The organism is Streptomyces sp. NPDC043853 (assembly GCF_056436025.1).
In genome coordinates this window covers 91975-112237 of sequence record NZ_JBWKDJ010000011.1, presented here as the reverse complement: position 1 = coordinate 112237, position 20263 = coordinate 91975, and the positions used below count along the sequence as shown (strand labels likewise).

Annotated in this window: 14 protein-coding genes; 8 read left to right on the top strand and 6 right to left on the bottom strand. The window is 74.1% G+C overall.

Annotated features, from left to right (window positions below):
• Positions 1-246 precede the first annotated feature (246 nt).
• Together AC067U_RS26445 and AC067U_RS26440 are read left to right on the top strand one after the other, a co-directional pair.
• The gene (locus AC067U_RS26445; RefSeq protein WP_478832262.1) at positions 247-969 is read left to right on the top strand and encodes a DUF4142 domain-containing protein; all 723 of its coding nucleotides are present in this window, start codon (positions 247-249) and stop codon (positions 967-969) included.
• Positions 970-1011: 42 nt separating this feature from the next.
• Positions 1012-2352, top strand: a complete 1341-nt coding sequence (locus AC067U_RS26440) for a DUF1996 domain-containing protein (protein WP_478832261.1) — start codon at positions 1012-1014, stop codon at positions 2350-2352.
• Between the two features lie 497 nt (positions 2353-2849).
• Here the strand turns inward: AC067U_RS26440 and AC067U_RS26435 are convergent, their stop codons facing one another.
• Positions 2850-4130: a PucR family transcriptional regulator gene (locus AC067U_RS26435; protein ID WP_478832260.1), complete on the bottom strand. Its 1281-nt coding sequence runs from the start codon at positions 4128-4130 to the stop codon at positions 2850-2852.
• 471 nt (positions 4131-4601) lie between these two features.
• Here AC067U_RS26435 and AC067U_RS26430 point away from each other — a divergent pair, with 471 nt between their 5' ends.
• The 4 genes from AC067U_RS26430 (at position 4602) to AC067U_RS26415 (ending at position 8955) form a co-directional block, all read left to right on the top strand.
• Complete coding sequence (locus tag AC067U_RS26430) at positions 4602-5738, top strand: hypothetical protein (protein ID WP_478832259.1); 1137 nt, start codon at positions 4602-4604, stop codon at positions 5736-5738.
• Complete coding sequence (locus AC067U_RS26425) at positions 5726-7174, top strand: NADH-ubiquinone oxidoreductase-F iron-sulfur binding region domain-containing protein (protein WP_478832258.1); 1449 nt, start codon at positions 5726-5728, stop codon at positions 7172-7174. Before AC067U_RS26430 ends, AC067U_RS26425 begins: the two co-directional genes overlap by 13 nt.
• Positions 7175-7335: 161 nt before the next feature.
• Positions 7336-8388 (top strand): SCO0930 family lipoprotein, encoded by a 1053-nt coding sequence (locus AC067U_RS26420; RefSeq protein WP_478832410.1) that lies wholly within the window; start codon positions 7336-7338, stop codon positions 8386-8388.
• Between the two features lie 72 nt (positions 8389-8460).
• The gene (locus tag AC067U_RS26415) at positions 8461-8955 is read left to right on the top strand and encodes a hypothetical protein (RefSeq protein WP_478832257.1); all 495 of its coding nucleotides are present in this window, start codon (positions 8461-8463) and stop codon (positions 8953-8955) included.
• Here AC067U_RS26415 and AC067U_RS26410 read toward each other — a convergent pair whose 3' ends face one another.
• The 5 genes from AC067U_RS26410 to gnd all read right to left on the bottom strand — a co-directional run bounded on the left by AC067U_RS26410 (position 8956) and on the right by gnd (position 16120).
• Positions 8956-10173, bottom strand: coding sequence for an AI-2E family transporter (locus tag AC067U_RS26410; RefSeq protein WP_478832256.1), 1218 nt, complete (start codon positions 10171-10173; stop codon positions 8956-8958). It abuts the gene before it with no gap.
• Positions 10174-10250: 77 nt separating this feature from the next.
• Positions 10251-12623, bottom strand: coding sequence for a glycoside hydrolase family 65 protein (locus AC067U_RS26405; protein ID WP_478832255.1), 2373 nt, complete (start codon positions 12621-12623; stop codon positions 10251-10253).
• Positions 12620-13363 carry a beta-phosphoglucomutase family hydrolase gene (locus AC067U_RS26400; protein WP_478832254.1) on the bottom strand — a complete coding sequence of 248 codons (744 nt, stop codon included), beginning with the start codon at positions 13361-13363 and terminating at the stop codon, positions 12620-12622. Before AC067U_RS26400 ends, AC067U_RS26405 begins: the two co-directional genes overlap by 4 nt.
• Positions 13364-13511: 148 nt before the next feature.
• Complete coding sequence (gene zwf, locus AC067U_RS26395; protein WP_478832253.1) at positions 13512-14963, bottom strand: glucose-6-phosphate dehydrogenase; 1452 nt, start codon at positions 14961-14963, stop codon at positions 13512-13514.
• 113 nt (positions 14964-15076) lie between these two features.
• Positions 15077-16120: a phosphogluconate dehydrogenase (NAD(+)-dependent, decarboxylating) gene (gene gnd / locus AC067U_RS26390; RefSeq protein WP_478832252.1), complete on the bottom strand. Its 1044-nt coding sequence runs from the start codon at positions 16118-16120 to the stop codon at positions 15077-15079.
• A 319-nt stretch (positions 16121-16439) separates the two neighbouring features.
• On the opposite strand from gnd, the gene AC067U_RS26385 reads away from it, so the two are divergent.
• Entirely contained in the window at positions 16440-18350 is a 1911-nt protein-coding gene (locus tag AC067U_RS26385) for a glycoside hydrolase family 5 protein (RefSeq protein ID WP_478832409.1), read from the top strand.
• A 34-nt stretch (positions 18351-18384) separates the two neighbouring features.
• Complete coding sequence (locus tag AC067U_RS26380; protein WP_478832251.1) at positions 18385-20250, top strand: hypothetical protein; 1866 nt, start codon at positions 18385-18387, stop codon at positions 20248-20250.
• Positions 20251-20263: the final 13 nt, after the last annotated feature.

The following is a 20263-nucleotide window of genomic DNA, read 5'->3' as shown; positions in this document are numbered from 1 at the left end:
CAGCCTCCGGGGCGCCGCCCGGATCTTTGTCCATTCGTGATGCCCTTCGGAACGGGGCCCGCGCCCGGCACTACCGTCACCTGGCATCCGGGGAGCGCGGGTGCGTGACGGCGCCGGTGCACGTGACGGCATCGGTACATCGGCACACCGCTCCATCGACCCGTCGGCACGCCGCCTTCGTCGGCATGACCGCCGCGGCCTTCCGTCCCGCATGCGCCCTCCCGGTCCCCGTGACAAGGAGGCACAGTGCTGTCATTGCGTCGTTCTGCCGTCGGCGGCATGTCGCTGGCGTCGAGACACGTGCTGGCCACGGGCGCCGTCATCGCCGCCCTGGCCTTCACGCTGCTCGCGTTGCTGATCCCCGCGCACACCTTCGGGGGCAGGACCGCCGCGGCCACCGCGCCGCCCCCGTCCGCCGACGACGACGGCCTCGGCGTCATCAGCACGGCCTTCGGGCCGCTGACCCCCCAGGACCGGGACTTCGTCCGCAAGGTGCGGCTGGCCGGCCTGTGGGAACTGCCCGCGGGCCGACAGGCCCTGCAGAAGGGCGAGCGTCCCGCCATCCGCATCGCCGGTGAGCACCTCGTCGAGGGCCACACCGAACTGGACCGGCGCGTCCTCGAAGTGGGCCAGGCCCTCGGCATGGAGCTGCCGAGCCGGCCCTCCCCCCAGCAGCAGGGCTGGCTCGACCAGCTGGACGCGGCCCGGGGCGCCGCGTACGAACCGCTGTTCATCCAGCTGCTGCGCCGCGCGCACGGCAAGGTGTTCACCCTCGTGGCACAGGTGCGCGCGCAGACCCGCAACTCGATGGTCCGGGCCCTGGCCACGGACGCCAACTCCACCGTCCTGGACCACATCAGCGTGCTCGAAGCCAGCGGCCTGGTCGATTTCGACGGCCTCACGGACACTCCGCCCGCCGGCTCCGTCGCCCCACGCACCCCCTCCACTCCCCTCCGACCGACGAAGTGAAGTGATCGCATGAGTCAACAGGGCCGCAAACGACGTCCGTGGATGTCACGCAAGCTCCTCGCCACGGTGTCCGCCCTGGTCCTGGGCAGCGGCGGGGTCGTGTTCGTCGCCCAGGGCGCCTTCGCCGGCCAGGAGGAGGCCAAGGCGCCGGCGACGGCCACCATCGACTGTCCGGACGTCGGGGACAAGCTGCGCAGCGTTCCCGACCAGGCCCGGCAGGAGGTCGACCGGAACCTTGCCCGGCTGGACACCCAGGTCGCCGACGCCTACACACGCCTCTCCTCCGGCCGCGCCGACGGCGACGCGCTGCTCGACGGCCTGAAGGAAGAGCGCGGCAAGACCATCGACGCCATCGGCGAGGCGCTCGCCGGAGCCGGCACCCGCCCGCAGGGTCTCGAAGGCCTCAGCAACTGCCGGATGCAGAAGGCCGAGGTCGAGGCCGTGGCCGCGGCGGACCAGAAGGCCTCGGCCGAAGGCGGCGCGGCGGCCGCGGCGGGCGGGCGCTCGCCCTCGCGCAGCGACTTCGTCGCCATCGGCGCCGTCCGGCCGAACGTACGCAAACCGGCCAACCGCCAGGGCGCCTCCACGGGGTCCTTCTCCGTGAACTGCGGCCGCAACGAGAACGGCCACTTCAACCCCGACAACGTCATCGTCGCGCCCGGCGTCAGCAACGGCGCCCACCACATGCACGACTACGTCGGCAACAGGACCACCGACGCCTTCTCCACCAACAACAGCCTCGCCGCGTCCGGGACCACCTGCACCAACGGTGACCAGTCCACCTACTACTGGCCGGTGCTCCGGCTCCGCGACGGCCGGGCGGAACGCGACGCCAACGCGCCCGGCGGCGGCCAGGACGGGAACGTCGGCACGATCCTGCGGCCCAAGCAGGTCACGATCGAGTTCAAGGGCAGCCCGGCGTCGAAGGTCACCGCCATGCCGCGGTTCCTGCGGATCATCACCGGCGATGCCAAGGCCCTCACCAACGGCAACGCCAACGCCAACGCCTCATGGAGCTGCACCGGGTTCGAGAACCGGCAGCTCAAGGACAAGTACCCGATCTGCCCCAAGGGCAGCGACGTGGTGCGCACCTTCAACTTCCAGAGCTGCTGGGACGGCCGGAACATCGACAGCGCCAACCACCGCACCCACGTGGCCTTCGCCAACCGCGACGGGTCCTGCAAGCCCGGCTTCCGGGCCGTACCGCAGCTGGTGCAGCGGATCGTCTACAGCGTGCCGCCCGGTTCGCGCTTCGCGGTGGACAGCTTCCCCGAGCAGCTGCACAAGCCGGTGACCGACCACGGCGACTTCATCAACGTCATGTCGGACGGCCTGATGGGGCGCGCGGTGCGCTGCATCAACGGCGGGCGCTCCTGCCGCTGACCCCGCCCCTGCCGCCGATCCCGATCACGATCCCGAACCCACCTACGCGCGGTGCCGGCCCGGAGCGACGACTCCGGGCCGGCACCGCGTTCGTGTGCGTCCCCGCCCTGCACTCCCGCGAGGGCGGGGACCCGTACTCGCCAGGGCGTGCGGCGTACGCGGGCATGCGCCGTACGCGCGCCGCACACGCCGCACGCACCGTCCGCGGCCCGAGTCCGGTGCCCGGCCCAAGTCACCCAGGTGCCCCGAGTGCCGCCGGCGTCACACGTCCCGTACGCCCCTGAGGTCGAGCCACCCCGCAGCCCCGCAGCCCCGCAGCCCCGCAGCCCAGCACCCCCCTCACCCCTGCACCCCCTGGTGTCCCGTACGCCCCCGGACGCGCCACAGCCCCGGTCCCTTCGCGCCGCGTGGGCGCAGAGGGGACCGGGGCTGCAGGGGCGCGGACCGCGGACCGGGCGGGGCGGAGGGGAGGGGCCGCCCCACGCGGCACGCGGTCGCTACAGGCCGTTGACGCGGGCCATGCGCCCCAGACCGAGGGGGGTCACGTCGGGCGCGGGGGTGCGGACCTTGCGCACCGCCCGCGGGTTCTGGCGCCGTACCTGGCCCATCAGCCGCCGGCTGCGGAGCGCCATCTCGAGCTCGAAGCGCGTCCTGGGGTCGCGCAGGGCGGCACCGAACAGCTTCTCCAGCTGGCGCATCCGGTAGCGCACGGTCTGCGGGTGCACGTGTAGCGCCTTCGCGGCCTCGGGAGCTCCGCCGCCCTCCAGCCAGGCGAGCAGGGTCACTTCGAGCCGCTCGCTCTGGCGCGGCGTCAGGTTGGCCAGCGGCTGCAGCCAGCGCGCCGCCAGTGCGTGCGCCAGTGGCTCGTCCTGCAGCAGCAGGAGCGTCGAGAGGTGGTCGTCGACGAAGAGGGTCTGCCCGTCCGGGCCGGGCCGGTTCGGGGCCAGGGCCAGCAGCCGCATGGCCCAGCGCAGGGAGTGGGCGGTCTCGCCGGGGGCCACGGGATGGCCCACCGCGGCGAGCCGTCCGCGCAGCAGGGCCTCCAGGGCGCCGCGGGCGTCGGGGTCCTCCGGACTCGGGACGAGCAGGCACGGCTGGCCGCAGACCATGCCGGCCAGCCCGTCGTCCAGGGCCGCGGCGAGCTGCTGCGTCTCGCCCGGCGTCACCATGGCGATGGCGCGGACCTCGTTCGCCAGGGGCCAGTCGGCCGCGCGGGCCAGTTCCGACAGGGCAATTTCAGACATGGGCATGTCACTCGTGAGAGCGGAGAACAGCTCGCGCCGGGACCGTTCGGAGGAGCGGGCCGGACCGCCGGCCGGTACGACCGTCAGCGGGACCGTCCCGCGCTGCCCGGAAGCGGGCCGGAGCGGGATCCGCTCTCCGGCGTCCGCCGGCCGGCGTTGCTGCGGGATCCGGTCCAGGCCGCGGCCCACGGCCCTGTCCCCGTCGACCTCCGGATGCCCGGCCGCGGTCTCGTAGGCGTCCCCCGGAAAACGCTCGGACAGTTCGTCGGGAGCCGTGCCGTGCACCGCCTCCCGGTCCTGCGCCCGCGGCGGCGGGGCGGGTACCGGCTCGCGGTACCCGAGCGCGGTCAGCAGGGCGGTCTCAAACGCCCGCACCGCCTCCTCGTCGTGGTCGTCGACCAGCTCGGCGAAGCCGGGTATCCCGTCCTTCAGCTCTTCCACCATGGTGGACGCCAGCGCGGGCAGTTCCCTGCGCAGGACCCGGGTCCATTCGCCTCGGGGGCGGGCCCAGATACGGTTCAGCAGTTCGCACATTGTTACCTCGTTCTTGCCGGGGTACGACCTGCCCCCATGGGGGAGGGTGGCAGGCCCCTCGCGCCGCCCCCCTCCCCGTCTGCGCCAGTGCAGACGGGGAGTTGAGCACCTCGTACACCCTCCGGGAGAGTGCCATCCACTTGCTGTCCCGCGGCTTTGCCTCGTTTTTGCCGTCGGGCGGGCGGTGACGCACCGGGAGTCGCACGAGCAGTCGGCTCCTTCCTGTCACCACGCCGTTGGAAGGGAATCCTCCGGGGACTTGGGGCAGCACGATGCCACGCGCGCAAGAACTTGTCACGATTCGATAAACGTGGTGGAGGTGTTGCGGAAGTCCACGATGCTTCTGCACTCCGGCCCCCGCTCCCGGTCGGCGAGCCTCCCAACTGCCGCCCGCCGCGGAGCAGTTCCGTCGACCCCCGGGCACCGAGAGCGCAGAGCAATGCCTCGGACCTGGACGTATGGGAGAACCCGATGTCCCTGTCCCCGCCCCGTACACCCCGCTCCCACCGGGTCCGCCGCGGCAGACGCCACGCCGGCGAGGCCACGGGCACCGGGCGGCGGGCCGTACGCAGGCCGCCGCTGCTGTCCCGGGCCGGCGGTATCCGCCCCGCCACCCTGGCCTGCGCCGCCCTCGCCGCCCTGCTCGCCCTGGGCGTACTGGCCCGTGCGGGAGCCCTCACCCACCTGTGGGACTTCCTCGATTACGGCGCGGGCGTCCTCGCCCTCGTCTCCCTGACCTCCGCCGTGCTGTGGGGCCTGGCCGCGACGGACCGGGTCCTGCTCACCTCGGGCCACCGGCTGATCGCCCAGGGGGTGCACCGCGGACTGGCCGTCGGAGGCCTCGGGTTCCTCGTCCTGCACGTCTGGGTCAAGGTCGCCGAGTCGCGCGCCGGCGCCGTCGACGTCCTCGTCCCCTTCGGGGGCCAGGACCGGCCCGTCGTCATCGGCCTCGGCAGCCTGGCCGGGTACTTCTTCGTGTCCGTGGCGGTGTCGGGCGCCGTCCGCAGCGCGTTCGCGACCAAGGGCCGGTCCTCCTGGTGGCGCGCCCTGCACCTGGGGGCCTACCCGGCCTGGGGGGCCGCGCTGGTGCACGGCCTGAAGTCCGGCCGTGCCGCCGCCGGTTGGGTGACGGTCGCGTACGCCCTGTGCATCCTCGCGGTCGCGGCCCTGCTCCTGGTACGGCTGAGGGCGCGGCTGGGCGCGGAACGCGCCCGCCCGGCCGCCGCCCAGCCGCCGTCCGCCGGACGCGCCCCGGGGCAGGGCCGGGCGAAGGCGAAGGACGGTTTCGTGCGGCGGCCGGCCGAATGGGCCGCCGAACTCCTCACCGCACGGCTGGCCCGGCAGGCGGCGGGCCCGGAACCGGCCGCCGGGCGGCCGGACCCGCTCGCGGCCGGTTTCGCGGACCCGGCCCCCGGTCCGCAGCCCGCCCCCGGATGGGTCGTGCCCCCGCAGCGTCCCGTCCACCCGACCGTCCCCGACCGCCTGCCCTACGGCGCCGAGTCCCCGTTCGTCACCAGCAGGCTCGACGTGGTCACGCGCAGGGCCGACGCCCCCGAGCCGCCCGCCCGGCCGGAGGGCGGCGCACGGAGCCGTTCGTGGCGGGCGTGACCACCCCCGTCCTCGGCTGCGTGGGCCCGCCGCGGGTCCTCGCCGGGCTCGACATGCTGCCGAGACTGGACCTGGACGCCCACCTGGCCGTACACGGACCCCTGCCCGCGTACGGACCGGAGGACCTCGCCGGCCTCGCCGAAGACATCGACCTGCGGGGCCGCGGGGGAGCGGGGTTCCCCTTCGCCCGCAAACTGCGGGCCGTGACGAGGACCGCCCGCGCACGGGACGGCCGGACCGCCGTCGTCGTCAACGCCAGTGAGGGCGAGCCGAGTTGCCTCAAGGACACGGCCGTCCTGTTGCACACCCCGCACCTGGTCCTCGACGGCGCCCTGCTGGCCGCTGCCGCGCTCCAGGCCGAAGAGGTGGTCATCGGCGCGACCCGCGAGGACGTCGTGCAGTCCGTACGCACCGCGATCGCGGAACGCGGACCCGCCGGCGGCCGGGTCCGCGTGGCCCGCCTTCCCGAACGCTTCGTCACCGGCGAGGGCACCTCGATGATCAACGGCATCGAGGGCAGGGCCGCACTGCCGTCCGGCCAGAAGGTGCGGACCAGCGACCGCGGCCTCGGCGGAGTGCCGACCCTGCTCTCCAACACCGAGACCTACGCCCAGCTCGCCGTCGCCGCCCGGCTCGGCCCCTCCGCCTACCGCTCGGTCGGCCTGCCGGGCGAGCCCGGCACCATCCTGCTCACCGTGGCCGGGTCGGCGGTCGTCGAGGTGCCGGCCGGTACCTCGCTGGCGTACGTCCTGGAACTGTTCGGGTTCGCCCCGGGCGAGGGCGTCCTGGTGGGCGGCTACCACGGGCGGTGGCTGGCTCCCCTGGCGGCCCGCTCGGTGACCCTGTCACGGCAGTCGCTGGCCACGGCCGGCGCCGTCCTGGGGGCCGGGGCGGTGCTGCCCCTGCCGGAACACACCTGTCCGGCCGGCGAGGTCGCCCGGGTGGTCCGCTGGATGGCCGACGAGTCGGCGGGCCAGTGCGGCCCCTGCGTCAGGGGACTGCCCTCGCTGGCCTCCGCCGTGGAGGAGCTGGTCGCCGGGGGAGGCAGGGCCGCCTGGGAGGCCGTCGAGGCCCGCGCGCGGGGGGTGCGCGGGCGCGGCGCGTGCAGCCATCCGGACGGCACCGCCTCCTTCGTCGCCTCCGCCTTCACCGTCTTCTCCGAGGAGTTCCGCGACCACGCCCTCGGCAGCGGCTGCGGACGCCGCGTCCTGGGGACACTGCCGCTGCACGCCCAGGAGGACCCCGAACGGCTCGTCGTGGACTGGACGCTGTGCAAGGGCCACGGGCTGTGCGTGGACCTGCTGCCGGACGTCGTACGCCTGGACGCCGACGGCTACCCGGCACAGGCCGTGATGCCCGTTCCCGGCCGGCTGCGGCCCAAGGCCCTGCGCGCGGTACGGCGCTGCCCCGCGCTCGCCCTCCGCATCCAGGAATGAACGGGCGGCACACGCCGGAACGTGCCGCACAGCCACCGCAGTTCACGCGTTGGCGGAATTTGATAAATTCCCGCCCGTTTCAATTCCGGGGACTTCGCAGGGTTTATGAATATCTCGGCAAGCCCCTCCGGAACCGACTCGAAGGAGTAACCGTGAAGAAGATGAGCCGCCTGGCGGCTGCCGGATCGGTGGCCGTCGTCCTGTCCCTGGCCGTCGGCTGCGGAAGCAACGGCGAGAACAACACCCGCAGCGCGAACCTCGTACAGCCGGCAGCCGCCGGAAAGGCCCAGCAGGACGCCTACGGCTCGGGCTCGGGCTACGGCTCGGGTTCGGGCTCGGGCTACGGCTCGGGCGGCTCCGGAACGGACACCGGCGACGCGAGCGATCCGTACGGCGGGGCGGCGCAGTCCGCGGAGAAGGACGGACCGGCCGGCCGGCTCGCGGTACGGGAGATCGCCGGCATCGGCACCGTGGTGACCGACAGCGAGGGCGCCAGCCTCTACCGCTTCGACAAGGACACGGCCAAGCCCCCGAAGTCCAACTGCGAGGGGGACTGCGCCGCGGCCTGGCCGCCGGTGCCCGCCGACGGCGCGGCCGCCACCTCCGGTATCGAGGCCGGCCTCCTCGGTTCGGTCACCCGGGCGGACGGCACCAAGCAGCTCACGCTCGGGGGCTGGCCGGTGTACCGCTACGCCAAGGACACCGCGCCGGGCGAGGCGAAGGGCGAGGGCGTCGGAGGAACCTGGCACGCCCTCGCGCCGGACGGCAAGAAGGCAGCCGGCGAAAAACAGAAGCCGGGTGGGTCCGGCCATTCCGGAATGGACATGGGCGGAAAGCCCGCGGATACCGGGGCGAACGAAGGAAAGGAACTCTCCGTGGCATCGAACGAAAAGCTGGGGAAGATTCTCGTGGACGGCCAGTGGCGGACGCTCTACCGATTCGCCAAGGACAGCGCCTGGCCGATGAAAATCGCCTGTGTCGGCGCCTGTGCGGAGACGTGGCAGCCCGCCGCACCCGTGGACGAGACGAAGACCTCCGGAATCCGTCCCGAGCTCGTCGGAAAGGTGAAGCGGCCGGACGGCACCGAACAGCTGACCATCGACTGCTGGCCGGTCTACACCTTCACCGGCGACACCGAACCCGGGCAGACCAACGGCCACAAGGCGCAGAACCTGTGGTTCGCCGTCACCGACACCGGCAAGAAGGCCGCCTGACGGAGCCCGGCACCTCCTCGCCCGGCCCTTCCCCGATCCTCCCCGACGTCCCCCGCCCCCTGTGAGGCAGCCGTGCCCCCGACCTCCCGCCGCCCCGCCGTCCGCATCGTCCTGCCCCTGCTGCTGCTGTGCGGCGGCTGCGCCGACGGGGGCGCGGCCGCCCCGCAGGATTCCGCCCCGGCCCGGGCCCCGGCCGTCCGTCCCGCCTCCCTCCAGGAGATCGCCACCGCACTCGGCTGCACCCCCGAGACCACCGTCGACGCGGAGGAGGTGCGCGAGGGGGCGTGCGGGTCGGGCCCGGGCGCGTACCGCATGGCCACGTTCGCCACCGACGAGGGCCGCGACGCCTGGCTGACGGAGGCCCGTGACTACGGGGGCACCTACCTCGTCGGCCCCCGCTGGGTCGTCACGGCGGCGACCCCCGACGCCCTCACCCCGCTCCGCACCCGCCTGGGCGGCACCATCGAGTCCGCCCCGCAGCACGGCACGTCCCCGCAGCACGGCACTTCACCGCCGCACGGCTCGTCCCCGTCCCCGGGCCACACCCCCGGAGGCTCCCACCCCTGATCAGGACTCCGGCTCCTCGTCGCCCGCATGGGCGCGGAGGTGCCCGACCACCGTGTTGGCGACGGCGACGAGCGGGACCGCGACCACCGCCCCGCCGATCCCGGCGACCAGCCCCCCGGTGGTCACGGCCAGTACCACCGCCAGGGGGTGGACCCGTACGGCCCGCCCCAGGATGAACGGCTGGAGGACATGGCCCTCGATCTGCTGCACGAGCAGCACCACCAGCAGGGTCATCAGGGCGGTGAACACGCCCTGGGTGACCAGCGCGACGATCACCGCCAGCGCACCCGAGGCGACGGCACCGACCAGGGGCACGAACGAGGCCAGGAAGATCACCACGCCGATGGGCACGGCGAGGGGCACCCCGAGGAAGTAGATGCCCACACCGATGAACACGGCGTCGATCAGCGCCACGATCATCGTCCCGCGGATGTACGCGGTGAGCGTGCGCCAGGCCGGGGGTCCCGCGCCGGCCAACCCCGGCCGGGCGGCCGCCGGGACGAGCCGGAGCGTCCACTGCCAGATGCGCTTCCCGTCGTACAGCAGGAAGAGCGTGCAGAACATCGTCAGCAGCAGACCGGTGATCACCTCCACCAGGATGGTCACGCCCTGGAGGCCGGTGGAGGCGAGCTGGTCGGTCCGCGTGCCGATCGCGTCGCTCAGCTTTCCCGCGATGTCGTTGATCTGCTCCTCGGTCACGTGGAAGGGGCTGTTCAGGAGCCACCGTTTCAGTTCCTGGATGCCTTCCTGGAGGCGGCTGGACAGACTGCCCAGGTTGTCGAGCACCTGCCATACGACGAACCAGCCGGCCAGGCCGAGCGCGATGAACCCGCAGAGCGCCGTGACCGCGGTGGCCAGTCCCCGCGACAGCCCGCCGCGGTGCAGCCGGGCGACCGTCGGCTGGAGCAGCGCGGTGACCAGCAGCGCGGCGACGAGGACGAGCGCGACCAGCCGGACGGAACCGATCACCTGCATCACGATCCACACGGCGGCGGCGATCACCACGAACCGCCACCCCGCCTCGGCCGCGACCCGTACGCCCCACGGCACCGTCCGGGCCGGGTCGGAGGGCCGGGGACGGGCCCGCCGGGCCTCCGCCTGCCGGGCGCGCTCGGCCTTCTCCTCGGCCTCCTGGCGCGCCTGCTCCAGGGCGCGGCGTTCGCGCAGCGCGGCCGTCCGGCCCTTCAGCCGGTCCAGCCGACCTCTGATCCCGTCCATCCCGTACCTCCCTTCGCCCACCGTTCCCGCCCGCCTGCCCGCCCGCCGTGCCCGTCCGTCCTGCGGCCGCCGCCCCTTCAGGCCCGGGGGGCACGCCCCTTGGGCTGGCGGGGTTCGGGGGCCTCGTCCGCCGCCGGGACCGGAAGTTCGGCCGCCGCGTCCGCGCCCACCACGGCCGCGGTGCCGTGGTGCACCACCGTGAGGGGCTCACCGGAGAGCAGGGTGTAGCGCGCCGAGTCCTGCCCGATGTCCACGTGCAGCCTGCGGCCCCGCATGCGGACGGTGAAGGCCAGCCGGGTCAGGGAGGGCGGCAGGCGCGGGGCGAACCGCAGCGGCGCCTCGGTGCCCCCGCTCTGGGGGGAGGTCAGGGGATGGGGCCGGCGCAGCCCGCCCAGCCCCTGCACCAGGGCGATCCAGGTACCGGCCAGCGAAGCCAGGTGGAGGCCGTCGCGGGTGTTGTGTTCGAGGTCGTCCAGATCCATCAGGGCCGCCTCGCGGGTGTAGGCCCAGGCGAGGCGCAGATGGCCGGTCTCGGCGGCGAGGACCGCCTGGCAGCAGGCGGAGAGGGAGGAGTCCCGCACGGTCAGCGGCTCGTAGTAGGCGAAGTTGCGGGCCTTCTCGTCGGCGGTGAAGTCGTCCGGGCAGGCGATCATGGCGAGGACCAGGTCGGCCTGCTTGACGACCTGCTTGCGGTAGAGGTCGAAGTACGGGAAGTGCAGCAGCAGCGGGTACTGGTCCTCGGCGGTGCCGTCGAAGTCCCACGGCTCCTGGTCGGCGAACCCCGCGGCCTGCTCGTGCACCTCCAGCCGGTCGTTGTACGGGATCGCGACCCGGGCGGCGGTGTTCCGCCAGTCCGCCGCCTCCTCGGCACCCACGTCCAGGTCCTGCGCCCGGTCGGGGTGGCGCCCCACCGCGTCGGCCGCGGCCAGCAGGTTCAGCCGGGCCATGGCGTTGGTGTAGAGGTTGTCCCGCGCGATGGCGCTGTACTCGTCCGGCCCGGTCACCCCGTCGATGTGGAAGGCGCCTTCGGCGTCGAAGTGGCCGAGGGACCGCCAGAGCCGCGCCGTGTGCACCAGCAGCTCCAGGCCGGGGCCGCGGGCGAAGTCCTCGTCATCGGTGAGGGCCACGTACCGGGCGACGGACCCGGCGATGTCGGCGTTGACGTGGAAGGCGACCGTGCCGGCGGGCCAGTAGGCGGAGCACTCGGCGCCGCTGATGGTGCGCCAGGGGAACGCCGCCCCCTGCAGGCCGAGCTGCCGGGCCCGCTCCAGCGCGCTGGGCAGCGTCGCGTGCCGCCACCGCAGGGCGGGGGCGACGGTGAGAGGCGCGGTGTGGGTGAGGACCGGCAGCACGAAGCACTCGGTGTCCCAGAAGGCGTGCCCGTCGTACCCGGTGCCGGTCAGGCCCTTGGCGGCGATGGCGCGCTGCTCGGCCCGCGCGGCGGCCTGGAAGAGGTGGAAGAGGGCGAACCGCACGGCCTGCTGGACCTCCGCGTCCCCCTCCACCTCGACGTCGGCACTGGACCAGAACTCGTCGAGACAGCCGCGCTGCTCAGCCAGCAGCCCCTCCCAGCCGGTGCTCCGGGCCGCCGCGAGCGCGCCCTCCACCTGGTCGCGGAGCGCGGGCAGGGACCGCTGCGCCGACCAGCCGTGGGCGACGAACTTGACCAGGCTCAGCCGCTGCCCCGGAGCCAGATCCGCGGTGACCGTCAGCCGGGCGACGTCGGGCTCGCTCTCCGCCGCGTACGTGGTGCCCTCGGGCCCGTCCACGAGGTGGTCGGCGGCCACCGCGACCCGCTGCCGGCTCTCGCGGGTGCAGTGGATCAGCCGCAGCCGGGTGTCGCGCGCGTGGTCCTCCTCGGGGAGGAGCGGGGAGTCGATGACGGCCGACACCCGGGGGTCCGCGGAGAGGCCGGGCAGCTGTTCGTTGGCGACCAGCTCGGACTGCACGGCGACGGTCGCCGGCCCGTCGACCGCCTCGACGGTGTACGAGATCGCGGCTACGGCGCGCTGCGTGAGGGACACCAGCCGCCGGGTGGTCAGCCGTACCCGGCGCCCGGACGGCGTGCACCACTCCGCCGTCCGGGTCAGTACTCCGGTACGGAAGTCCAGGACGCGTTCGTGCGCGAGGAGTTCGCCGTAGCGCAGGTCGAAGGGGTGGTCGTCGACGAGCAGCCGCACGATCTTCCCGTCGGTGACGTTGATCGTGGTCTGCCCGGACTCCGGATAGCCGTAGCCGGCCTCGGCGTAGGGCAGGGGGTGCGTCTCGTGCACGCCGGCCAGATAGGCGCCGGGCAGGCCGTGCGGCTCGCCCTCGTCCAGGTTGCCGCGCCATCCGAGGTGGCCGTTGGACAGGGCGAACACGGACTCGCTCTGGGCGAGCACGTCCAGGTCGAGGCTGGTCTCCCGGAGCTGCCAGGGCTCGGTGGCGAAACAGGTGTGCGTGATCATCCGCGGTCCAGGAGCTCGGAGAGGTCGGTGACCACGATGTCGGCCCCGTGGTCGCGGAGTTCGGCTGCCTGACCGGTGCGGTCCACGCCGACGACGAAGCCGAAGTCACCGGCCCGGCCCGCGGCGACGCCCGCCAGGGCGTCCTCGAACACGGCGGCGTTCCTCGGCTCCACGCCGAACAGCTTCGCGGCGGCCAGGTAGCTGTCGGGGGCGGGCTTGCCGCGCAGGTGCTGCTCGGTGACGGTGACACCGTCGACGCGCTGCTCGAAGAGGTCCTCGATGGCGGCCGCGACCAGCACGTCGCGGCAGTTGGCGCTGGCGGAGACGACGGCGCGGTGGAGTCCCGCGTCGCGGACGGCCCGGAGGTACGCCACCGAGCCCTCGTACGCCTCCACCCCCTGCTCGCGGATCATGCGCAGGACGAGGTCGTTCTTGCGGGTGCCCAGCCCGTGCACCGTCTCCTCCGCGGGGCCGTCCTCGGCCTTGCCCTCGGGCAGGGTGATCCCGCGGGCGGCGAGGAAGGTGCGTACGCCGTCCTCGCGGGGGCGGCCGTCCACGTACTCGTCGTAGTCGTGCACGGCGTCGAAGGGTACGAAGACACTGCCCTCGTCGGCGGCGCGCCGGCGCAGGTAGTCGTCGAACATCTGCTTCCAGGCGGCCGCGTGGACCTTCGCGGTCTTGGTGAGCACGCCGTCGAGGTCGAACAGGCAGGTGGTGACGTGGTCGGGGAGTCCCAGCATGCCGTCGAGGCTAGGAGGGGGCGGCGGCTCCCGCGACCTGCGGCGGCACCGGCGGGAGCAGGGTCCCCCGTGCGGCTGACCCGGTGTGGCGTTCGGAGCAGCGCCCCGCCCCCGGCCGGTGCCCGCAGCGTCCCGGACCGGGCGCCGGTCAGTGCCCGTCGGGGAGGTGCCACCGGTGGGGCGCGGTGACCGCCTTGATGCCTTCGGGTCCCCAGCTGCCCTTCTCGTAGGGCCGTACGGGCGGGGGCGCCTCCAGCAGCGGGGCGGCGACCTCCCACAGCCGTTCGATGCCGTCGGACCGGGTGAAGAGGGACTGGTCGCCGAGCATCGCCTCCAGGATGAGGTGCTCGTACCCCTCCAGGGAGTTGGCGGCGGCGAAGGAGGTGCCGTAGCCGAACACCATCTCGGCCTCCGCCAGCCGCATCACCGGGCCGGGTTCCTTGACCAGGATCCGGGTGGTGAGCGAGCCGGGGTCGGCGAAGTCGATGACGAGTGCGTCGCCGCGCCCGCCGCCCGCCGCCCGCGCGTCGAGCGGGAACATGCTCAGCGCGGGCTTGCGCAGACCGAGGGTGACCACGTGCCGGCCCTCGGCCAGCGCCTTGCCGGTGCGCAGCTGGAAGGGCACTCCCGCCCAGCGCCAGTTGTCGATGCCGACGCGCAGGGCGACGAAGGTCTCGGTGTCGGAGGCCGGATCGACCCCGGGCTCGGCGCGGTAGCCGGTGTACTGGCCGCGGACCACGTGCGCCGGGTCCAGCGGGCGCATGCTGCGGAAGACCTTGACCTGCTCGTCCCGGAGCGACCGGGCCTCCAGGGCCACCGGAGGCTCCATCGCGACGAACCCCAGGAGCTGGAACAGGTGGGTGACCACCATGTCGCGGAAGGTGCCGGTGCCCTCGAAGAAGTGGGCGCGGCCCTGGATGTCGATGTGTTCCGGTACGTCGATCTGCACGTGGCTGATGTGCTCGCGGTTCCAGATGGGTTCGAACAGCCCGTTGGCGAACCGCAGCGCGAGGATGTTGTCCACCGCCTCCTTGCCCAGGAAGTGGTCGATGCGGAACACCCGGGACTCGTCGAAAACGGCGTGGATGGCCGCGTTGAGGGCCCGTGCCGAGGCGAGATCGGTGCCGAACGGCTTCTCGACGATCACCCGGGCGTCCTCCGCCAGCCCCGTGCTCCCGAGCATCCCGATCACGGAGGTGAACGCCACCGGCGGCACGGCGAGGTGGAACAGCCGCCGCGGCGTACCGCCGACCTCCTGCTCGGCCGTCCGAACGGCCTTCACCAGGGGTTCCGTCGCGCCCTCGTCGGCCGCGCCGAAGGACAGGGCCGACTCGAACTCCTGCCAGGCCGGGCCCTCGGGCTTCGAGCTGCCGAACTCCGTCACGGCCTGCCGCGCGTGCGCCCGGAACGCCCCGTCGTCCAGGGCCACGGCCGCCGGGGCAGAGCCGACGACCCTGTAGCGGTGGGGCATCAGCCCCGCCTTGGCGAGGTGGAACAGCCCCGGCAGCAGCTTGCGCCGGGCCAGGTCGCCCGTCGCACCGAACAGCACGATGACATGGTCGGCGGGGCGCGGCGGACGGGAGTGCGCGGACTCGGCCATGGCGGAGGTCCTTTGCTGTCGGGCGGTGGCGGCCGGTGGGCGGACTGGTGGGCCGGTCGGTGGGCGGGCTGCTGGGCGGGTCGGCGGGCTACCGGTCGTGCCGCTCGGGCCCGTCAGGAGCCGGCGCCCGCACGCTTCTCGGCATGGCCGCCGAACTCGCTGCGCATCGCGGACAGCACCTTGGCGGTGAACGCGCCCAGGTCGCGGGACTCGTAGCGCTGCCACAGGGCGGCACTGATGACGGGGGCGGGCACGCTCTCCTCGATGGCCGCCAGCACGGTCCAGCGCCCTTCGCCGGAGTCCGACACCCGGCCGGTGAAGTCCTCCAGCCGCGGGGAGCGGGCGAGGGCGTCGGCGGTGAGGTCGACCAGCCACGATCCGACCACCGATCCGCGGCGCCACACCTCGGCGACCTCGGCCACGTCGATCTCGTACCGGTAGGCCTCCGGATCGGAGAGCGGGGCGGTTTCGGCGTCGGCGGTCCGCTTCTGCAGGCCGGCGTCGGCGTGCCGGATGATGGAGAGGCCCTCCGCGATGGCGGCCATCATCCCGTACTCCACCCCGTTGTGGACCATCTTCACGAAGTGGCCGGCGCCGTTCGGGCCGCAGTGGAGGTAGCCCTGCGGGGCGGTGCCGCCGGCCTGGGTGCGGCCGGGGGTGGGCTCGGCGCTGCCGGTGCCCGGTGCGATGGTGCGGAAGAGCGGGCCGAGCCGTTCGACGGGGCCCTGCTCACCGCCGATCATCAGGCAGTAGCCGCGTTCGAGGCCCCAGACGCCGCCCGAGGTGCCGCAGTCGACGTAGTGGATGCCCCGCTCGGCGAGGCTCTCGGCCCGGCTGATGTCGTCCCGGTAGTACGAGTTGCCGCCGTCGATGACGATGTCCTCGGGGTCGAGGAGGCCGACGAGCCGGTCCAGCGTCTCCTGGACCACTCCGGCCGGCACCATCAGCCACACGGCCCGTGGCCGTTCGAGCCGCTCGACCAGCTCCTCCAGGGAGAAGGCGGGCGTGGCGCCGTCCTGCTCCAGTGCCCGCACGGCGTCCGGGCTGACGTCGTTGACGACACAGCGGTGGCCGTCCCGCATGAGCCGGCGCACCAGATTGGCGCCCATCCGGCCGAGTCCGACCATGCCGAGCTGCATGGCTGCGTCAGAGGTCATCGCGGTTCTTCCGTTCCGGGCCGCCGGTCCGGCGATCCCTCGTCGCGTGGTGCCTGCCGCTCCGTATGCGGGGCAGCGGTCGGACCGCCCTGCGGGAGTTCCCACTGTGCGCGCCCGCCGCGGATCCGGCGCGCGGTGCTCCGCCGACCGGGCGGACGAGGGTTTCCCACAGGGGTGGCGCCTGACGCAACCGGCCAGTAATTTACGGCCGTCGAACAGACATCCGGCGACGAAGGGGTGGGCGGACGTGGCAGACCGGCGACGGTTCCTGCGAGTGCTGGGGACGGGCACGGCCCTGTGGCTCGCGGTGACGGGGACGGTGGCGGCGGCCCCGCCCGCCGCACCCCCGGCCGGCCCGGCGGCCCCCTCGGTGACGCCCGGTGCCGCCGGGGCGGTGCCACCACCGGCGCCCGCCCCGGTGACGGCCGCGACCGTGGCCGCGGCCCCGGCGTGGCGCCCGCCGCTGTCCACCCGCGGCCGGTACGTCGTGGACGCCGACGGCAACCGCTTCCGGCTGGCGGCGGCCAACTGGGACGGCGCCCAGGGCTCCTGGTCGGGATCCGGAGACATCTCCGACCCCGCATCCCACCACGCCGGCCAGGACTCCCACGGCATCCCGCTCGGCCTGGACCGGGTCCCGCTGCCCGCCCTGCTCGCCGACTTCCACCGCCTGGGCCTGAACAGCATCCGGCTGCCCTTCTCCAACGAGATGATCCGCGCCACCGCACCCGTACCGGACTCCGCGGTGGCCGCCAACCCGCAGCTGCGCGGGAAGACCCCGCTCCAGGTGTTCGATTCCGTGGTCGCCGCGCTGGCCTCCGAGGGCTTCGCCGTGATCCTCAACAACCACACCAACACCACCCGCTGGTGCTGCGGCGTCGACGGCAACGAACGCTGGAACAGCTCCCAGTCCACCCGCCAGTGGGCGGACGACTGGGTGTTCATGGCCCGCCGCTACCGCGCGGAGCCCAAAGTGGCGGGCGCCGACCTCTACAACGAGGTCCGCCGGGACGTGTGGGACGACCCCAACTGGGGCATGGGCGACGCCCACGACTGGCACGCCGCGGCGCAGGAGGCCGCCGACCGCATCCTCACCGAGGCCAACCCCGACCTGCTGGTCGTCGTCGAGGGCATCAACTGGACCGGCATCCCGGTGGACGGCTTCGCCCACGGCCGCCCCGCGCTCACCCCCGCCCGCACCCTCTCCCACACCCTCGTGGTCTCGAACAAACTGGTCTACTCGGCGCACTTCTACGGCTACACCGGCCCGCACCACAGCGGCGCCACCGGCCTCGGCGAGACCAGCGACCCCCGCTACCAGGACCTGTCCCGCACCGAGCTCCACCAGGTCCTGAAGGACCAGGCCTTCTTCGTGTCCGCGGAGACCGGCCGGCACTTCACGGCCCCGGTGTGGGTGAGCGAGTTCGGCATCGGCGCGGACGAGCAGAACCCCAAGCCGCGCGCCTGGTTCACGAACATGGCCGAGGAACTGATCGGCGCCGACGCGGACTTCGCGTACTGGCCGTTGGTGGGCTGGGCGGGACACGACAGCTGGGCCATGCTCCGCTACGCCCCGGACGGCACCCGTTCCGGCCTCCTCGACCCGGGGGACTGGCGCACCCCGGTGTGGGACCGCCTGACGGCCGCCGGCGGACGCACCGGCGCCGTGCCGCGGACGCCGCTGTGGCAACAGCTGACCACCGACCACCGGGACTTCGTCCAGTCCCTCCGCGTCCGCGCCACCGGCGACTGGGACTCCGGCGCCCGCAAGGCGGCCTGCCCCGACGGCCTGCGGCTGACCGGGCTCTCGCACACCGGCGGCCGCGGCCTGTGCGGCGACGCCGGCACCGGCGACCTGCGGGCCGCGGGGCACGAGCAGACGGTCGTACGCGACGAGCGGCACGTGCCGCCCGGCGGCGACTGGGCCGGCGGGTACACCAAACTCCAGTGCCCGCAGGGCGCCTTCCTCATCGGCTACGCCGTCCGCGGCGCCCGGACATCGTCGGCCCTGTGCGCACCGGCCCGAACGGCCCTGGGCACCGCCGGGCGCACGGTGTGGTTCGACCGCGGCGACAACCGGCCGGCCGGGGACCCCGGCGGGGAGTTCGCGTACGGCCGCCACAAGGGCCAGTGCGGCACGGACGAGTACGCGGCGGGCATCGCCTTCACCACCCGTGTCGGCAGCCAGGGCACCCCGGACGCCCTGCTCTGCCGCAGGCTGTCCCCCTGACGGCCGGCCCGACCGGACGCGTAGGCTCCCGCTCATGGACGACCAGGGCGAGATCGAGGCGTTGCTGCGCGACCTGACGACGGTCGGACGGCAACGCGAGTCCTGGGCCCGCCTCGAGGAGCGGATCGGGTGGTCCGCGTTCGACCACCCGCTCTTCACCTCGACGGTGGCCCGCCTGTTCGAGCTGCTCCCCGAACTCGACCGACGGTGCCGGGTCCTGGTCCTCGGCTTCCTGGCAGGCCGTGCCCGACTCATCGGCAACCAGCCACCGGTGCCCCGGCAGGCCGGTCTCGCCGTGTTCACGGCCAACCGCCGAAGGGTGCTGCCCCTGCTCGCCGACCCGGCGCCGGCGGTCCGGGGCCACGCGGCATGGCTGCTCGGCCGGCTGCCCTGCGACGACCCGGAGGTGATGGAGCCGCTGAGGCGACAGGCCGCCGCGGAGCCGGACCCGAGGACCCTGTGCTCCCACCTGTTCGCGGTGGGAGCGCTGTGGCCGGGCGAGGACGGCGCTGCGGCCGCGCGGTGGCTCGGGGAGTGGCAGGCACACCCCGACCCGTGCGTCCGGCTGGCCGCGGCGCTCGCGGCACTGCCGCATGCCGCAACGGACGACACGACGGATGCACCGAGACGACTGGGCCGCGTGGCCGGCCGCTCGGTCGCCGAGCTGGGCATGGGCGGTCTCCCCTTCGAGCCGTGGTGGCCCCACCGCCGGCTCATCGTGCAGGAGTTCGCCACCGGGCTCGCGGACGACCCCTCGGCGGTCGCCGAGCTCGTCGCCGAACTGTCCGGCCACACCGACCCGGAGGTGCGCGAGCAGGCCGTACGGGCGGCGGGCACGCAGCTCCGGCACTGGCGCCGCCCGGCGGAGGGGTGGTGGCAGGAGGTCCTCGCCGGACTCGATGACCAGAGCAGGGTCGCCGGAGCGGCGCTGGAGGTCCTCGCCCGCGCCGGCTCGGGCGTGGCCCCCTACGCGGACCGGCTGGTCCGCCACCTCGAACGGTCCGGTCCGGCCCCTTTGCCGGCGGGCAACTCCGCTGCCGTGACGGCCTTGGTGGCCGTGGCCGACGAGCGTGCCCTGACCTGGTACGACGCGTGCGTCGGCCATGGGTTCCTCGAGCCGGCACTTCCGCCGGAGCGATGGGCCCCACACCTCCTTCCGGCCTTCCGCGAGCGCCTGGCCTCCGGCTCCGACGCCCGCGGCGTCGACGCGGTGCTGGCCGCCCTCACCCGGTGGGGACCGGCCGCCGCCCCCACGACCCCCGAGCTGATCGCGCTGCTCGAGACCCCGCGGGCCCGCCAGGCGGCCGAGGCCCTCGGGAGCATCGGCCCCGCGGCGAGGACAGCGGCCGACCTGCTGGCCCGGCTCGGCCGGGGCGAACTGCGGCCCCCGCGCCACGGCAGCGGCTTCGGGTGCCAGGAGCCCCGCTGGCACGGGCGGCAGACCGCCGCCTGGGCCCACTGGCGGGTCACCGGCGACGCCGGCCTGGCGCTGCACGTGATCGGTACGGCGGCCCGGCAGGGCCCCGGCAGCCCGGTCCTGCGCCACCTCGCCGACCTCGGCCCGCTCGCCGCGCCCTGCGCCGATGCCGTGCGCCCCCTGCTCACCAGTCCCGGAGAGTGGACCCGGGTCGGTGCCGCCGAGGCGTGGTGGAGGATCACCGGTGACGCGGCCACGGCCACGGGCGTCCTGCTGCCGGAACTGCGCGGGCTCACCGGACACCGGCTGCCACCCGTAACCCTCCGAGCCGTCGAGGTACTCGGCCGCATCGGCCGGCCGGCCGCGGCAGCCGTACCCGTCCTCCGCGCCGTGGTCGACTCCGAGCGCCGCTACGGAGGCGACGCCGTGCGGGACGAAGAACTCAGGCGTGCCGCCGCCGAGGCCCTGACCCGCATCGGCTGACACCCCGGCGGGA

What these genes read in the sequence shown, in the direction of transcription:
- AC067U_RS26440 (WP_478832261.1), top strand. Translation starts at nt 1,012, where the DNA reads ATGTCACGCAAGCTCCTCGCCACGGTGTCCGCCCTGGTCCTGGGCAGC.
- AC067U_RS26435 (WP_478832260.1), bottom strand. Translation starts at nt 4,130, where the DNA reads ATGTGCGAACTGCTGAACCGTATCTGGGCCCGCCCCCGAGGCGAATGG.
- AC067U_RS26430 (WP_478832259.1), top strand. Translation starts at nt 4,602, where the DNA reads ATGTCCCTGTCCCCGCCCCGTACACCCCGCTCCCACCGGGTCCGCCGC.
- AC067U_RS26420 (WP_478832410.1), top strand. Translation starts at nt 7,336, where the DNA reads ATGAGCCGCCTGGCGGCTGCCGGATCGGTGGCCGTCGTCCTGTCCCTG.
- AC067U_RS26410 (WP_478832256.1), bottom strand. Translation starts at nt 10,173, where the DNA reads ATGGACGGGATCAGAGGTCGGCTGGACCGGCTGAAGGGCCGGACGGCC.
- AC067U_RS26405 (WP_478832255.1), bottom strand. Translation starts at nt 12,623, where the DNA reads ATGATCACGCACACCTGTTTCGCCACCGAGCCCTGGCAGCTCCGGGAG.
- AC067U_RS26400 (WP_478832254.1), bottom strand. Translation starts at nt 13,363, where the DNA reads ATGCTGGGACTCCCCGACCACGTCACCACCTGCCTGTTCGACCTCGAC.
- zwf (WP_478832253.1), bottom strand. Translation starts at nt 14,963, where the DNA reads ATGGCCGAGTCCGCGCACTCCCGTCCGCCGCGCCCCGCCGACCATGTC.
- gnd (WP_478832252.1), bottom strand. Translation starts at nt 16,120, where the DNA reads ATGACCTCTGACGCAGCCATGCAGCTCGGCATGGTCGGACTCGGCCGG.
- AC067U_RS26380 (WP_478832251.1), top strand. Translation starts at nt 18,385, where the DNA reads ATGGACGACCAGGGCGAGATCGAGGCGTTGCTGCGCGACCTGACGACG.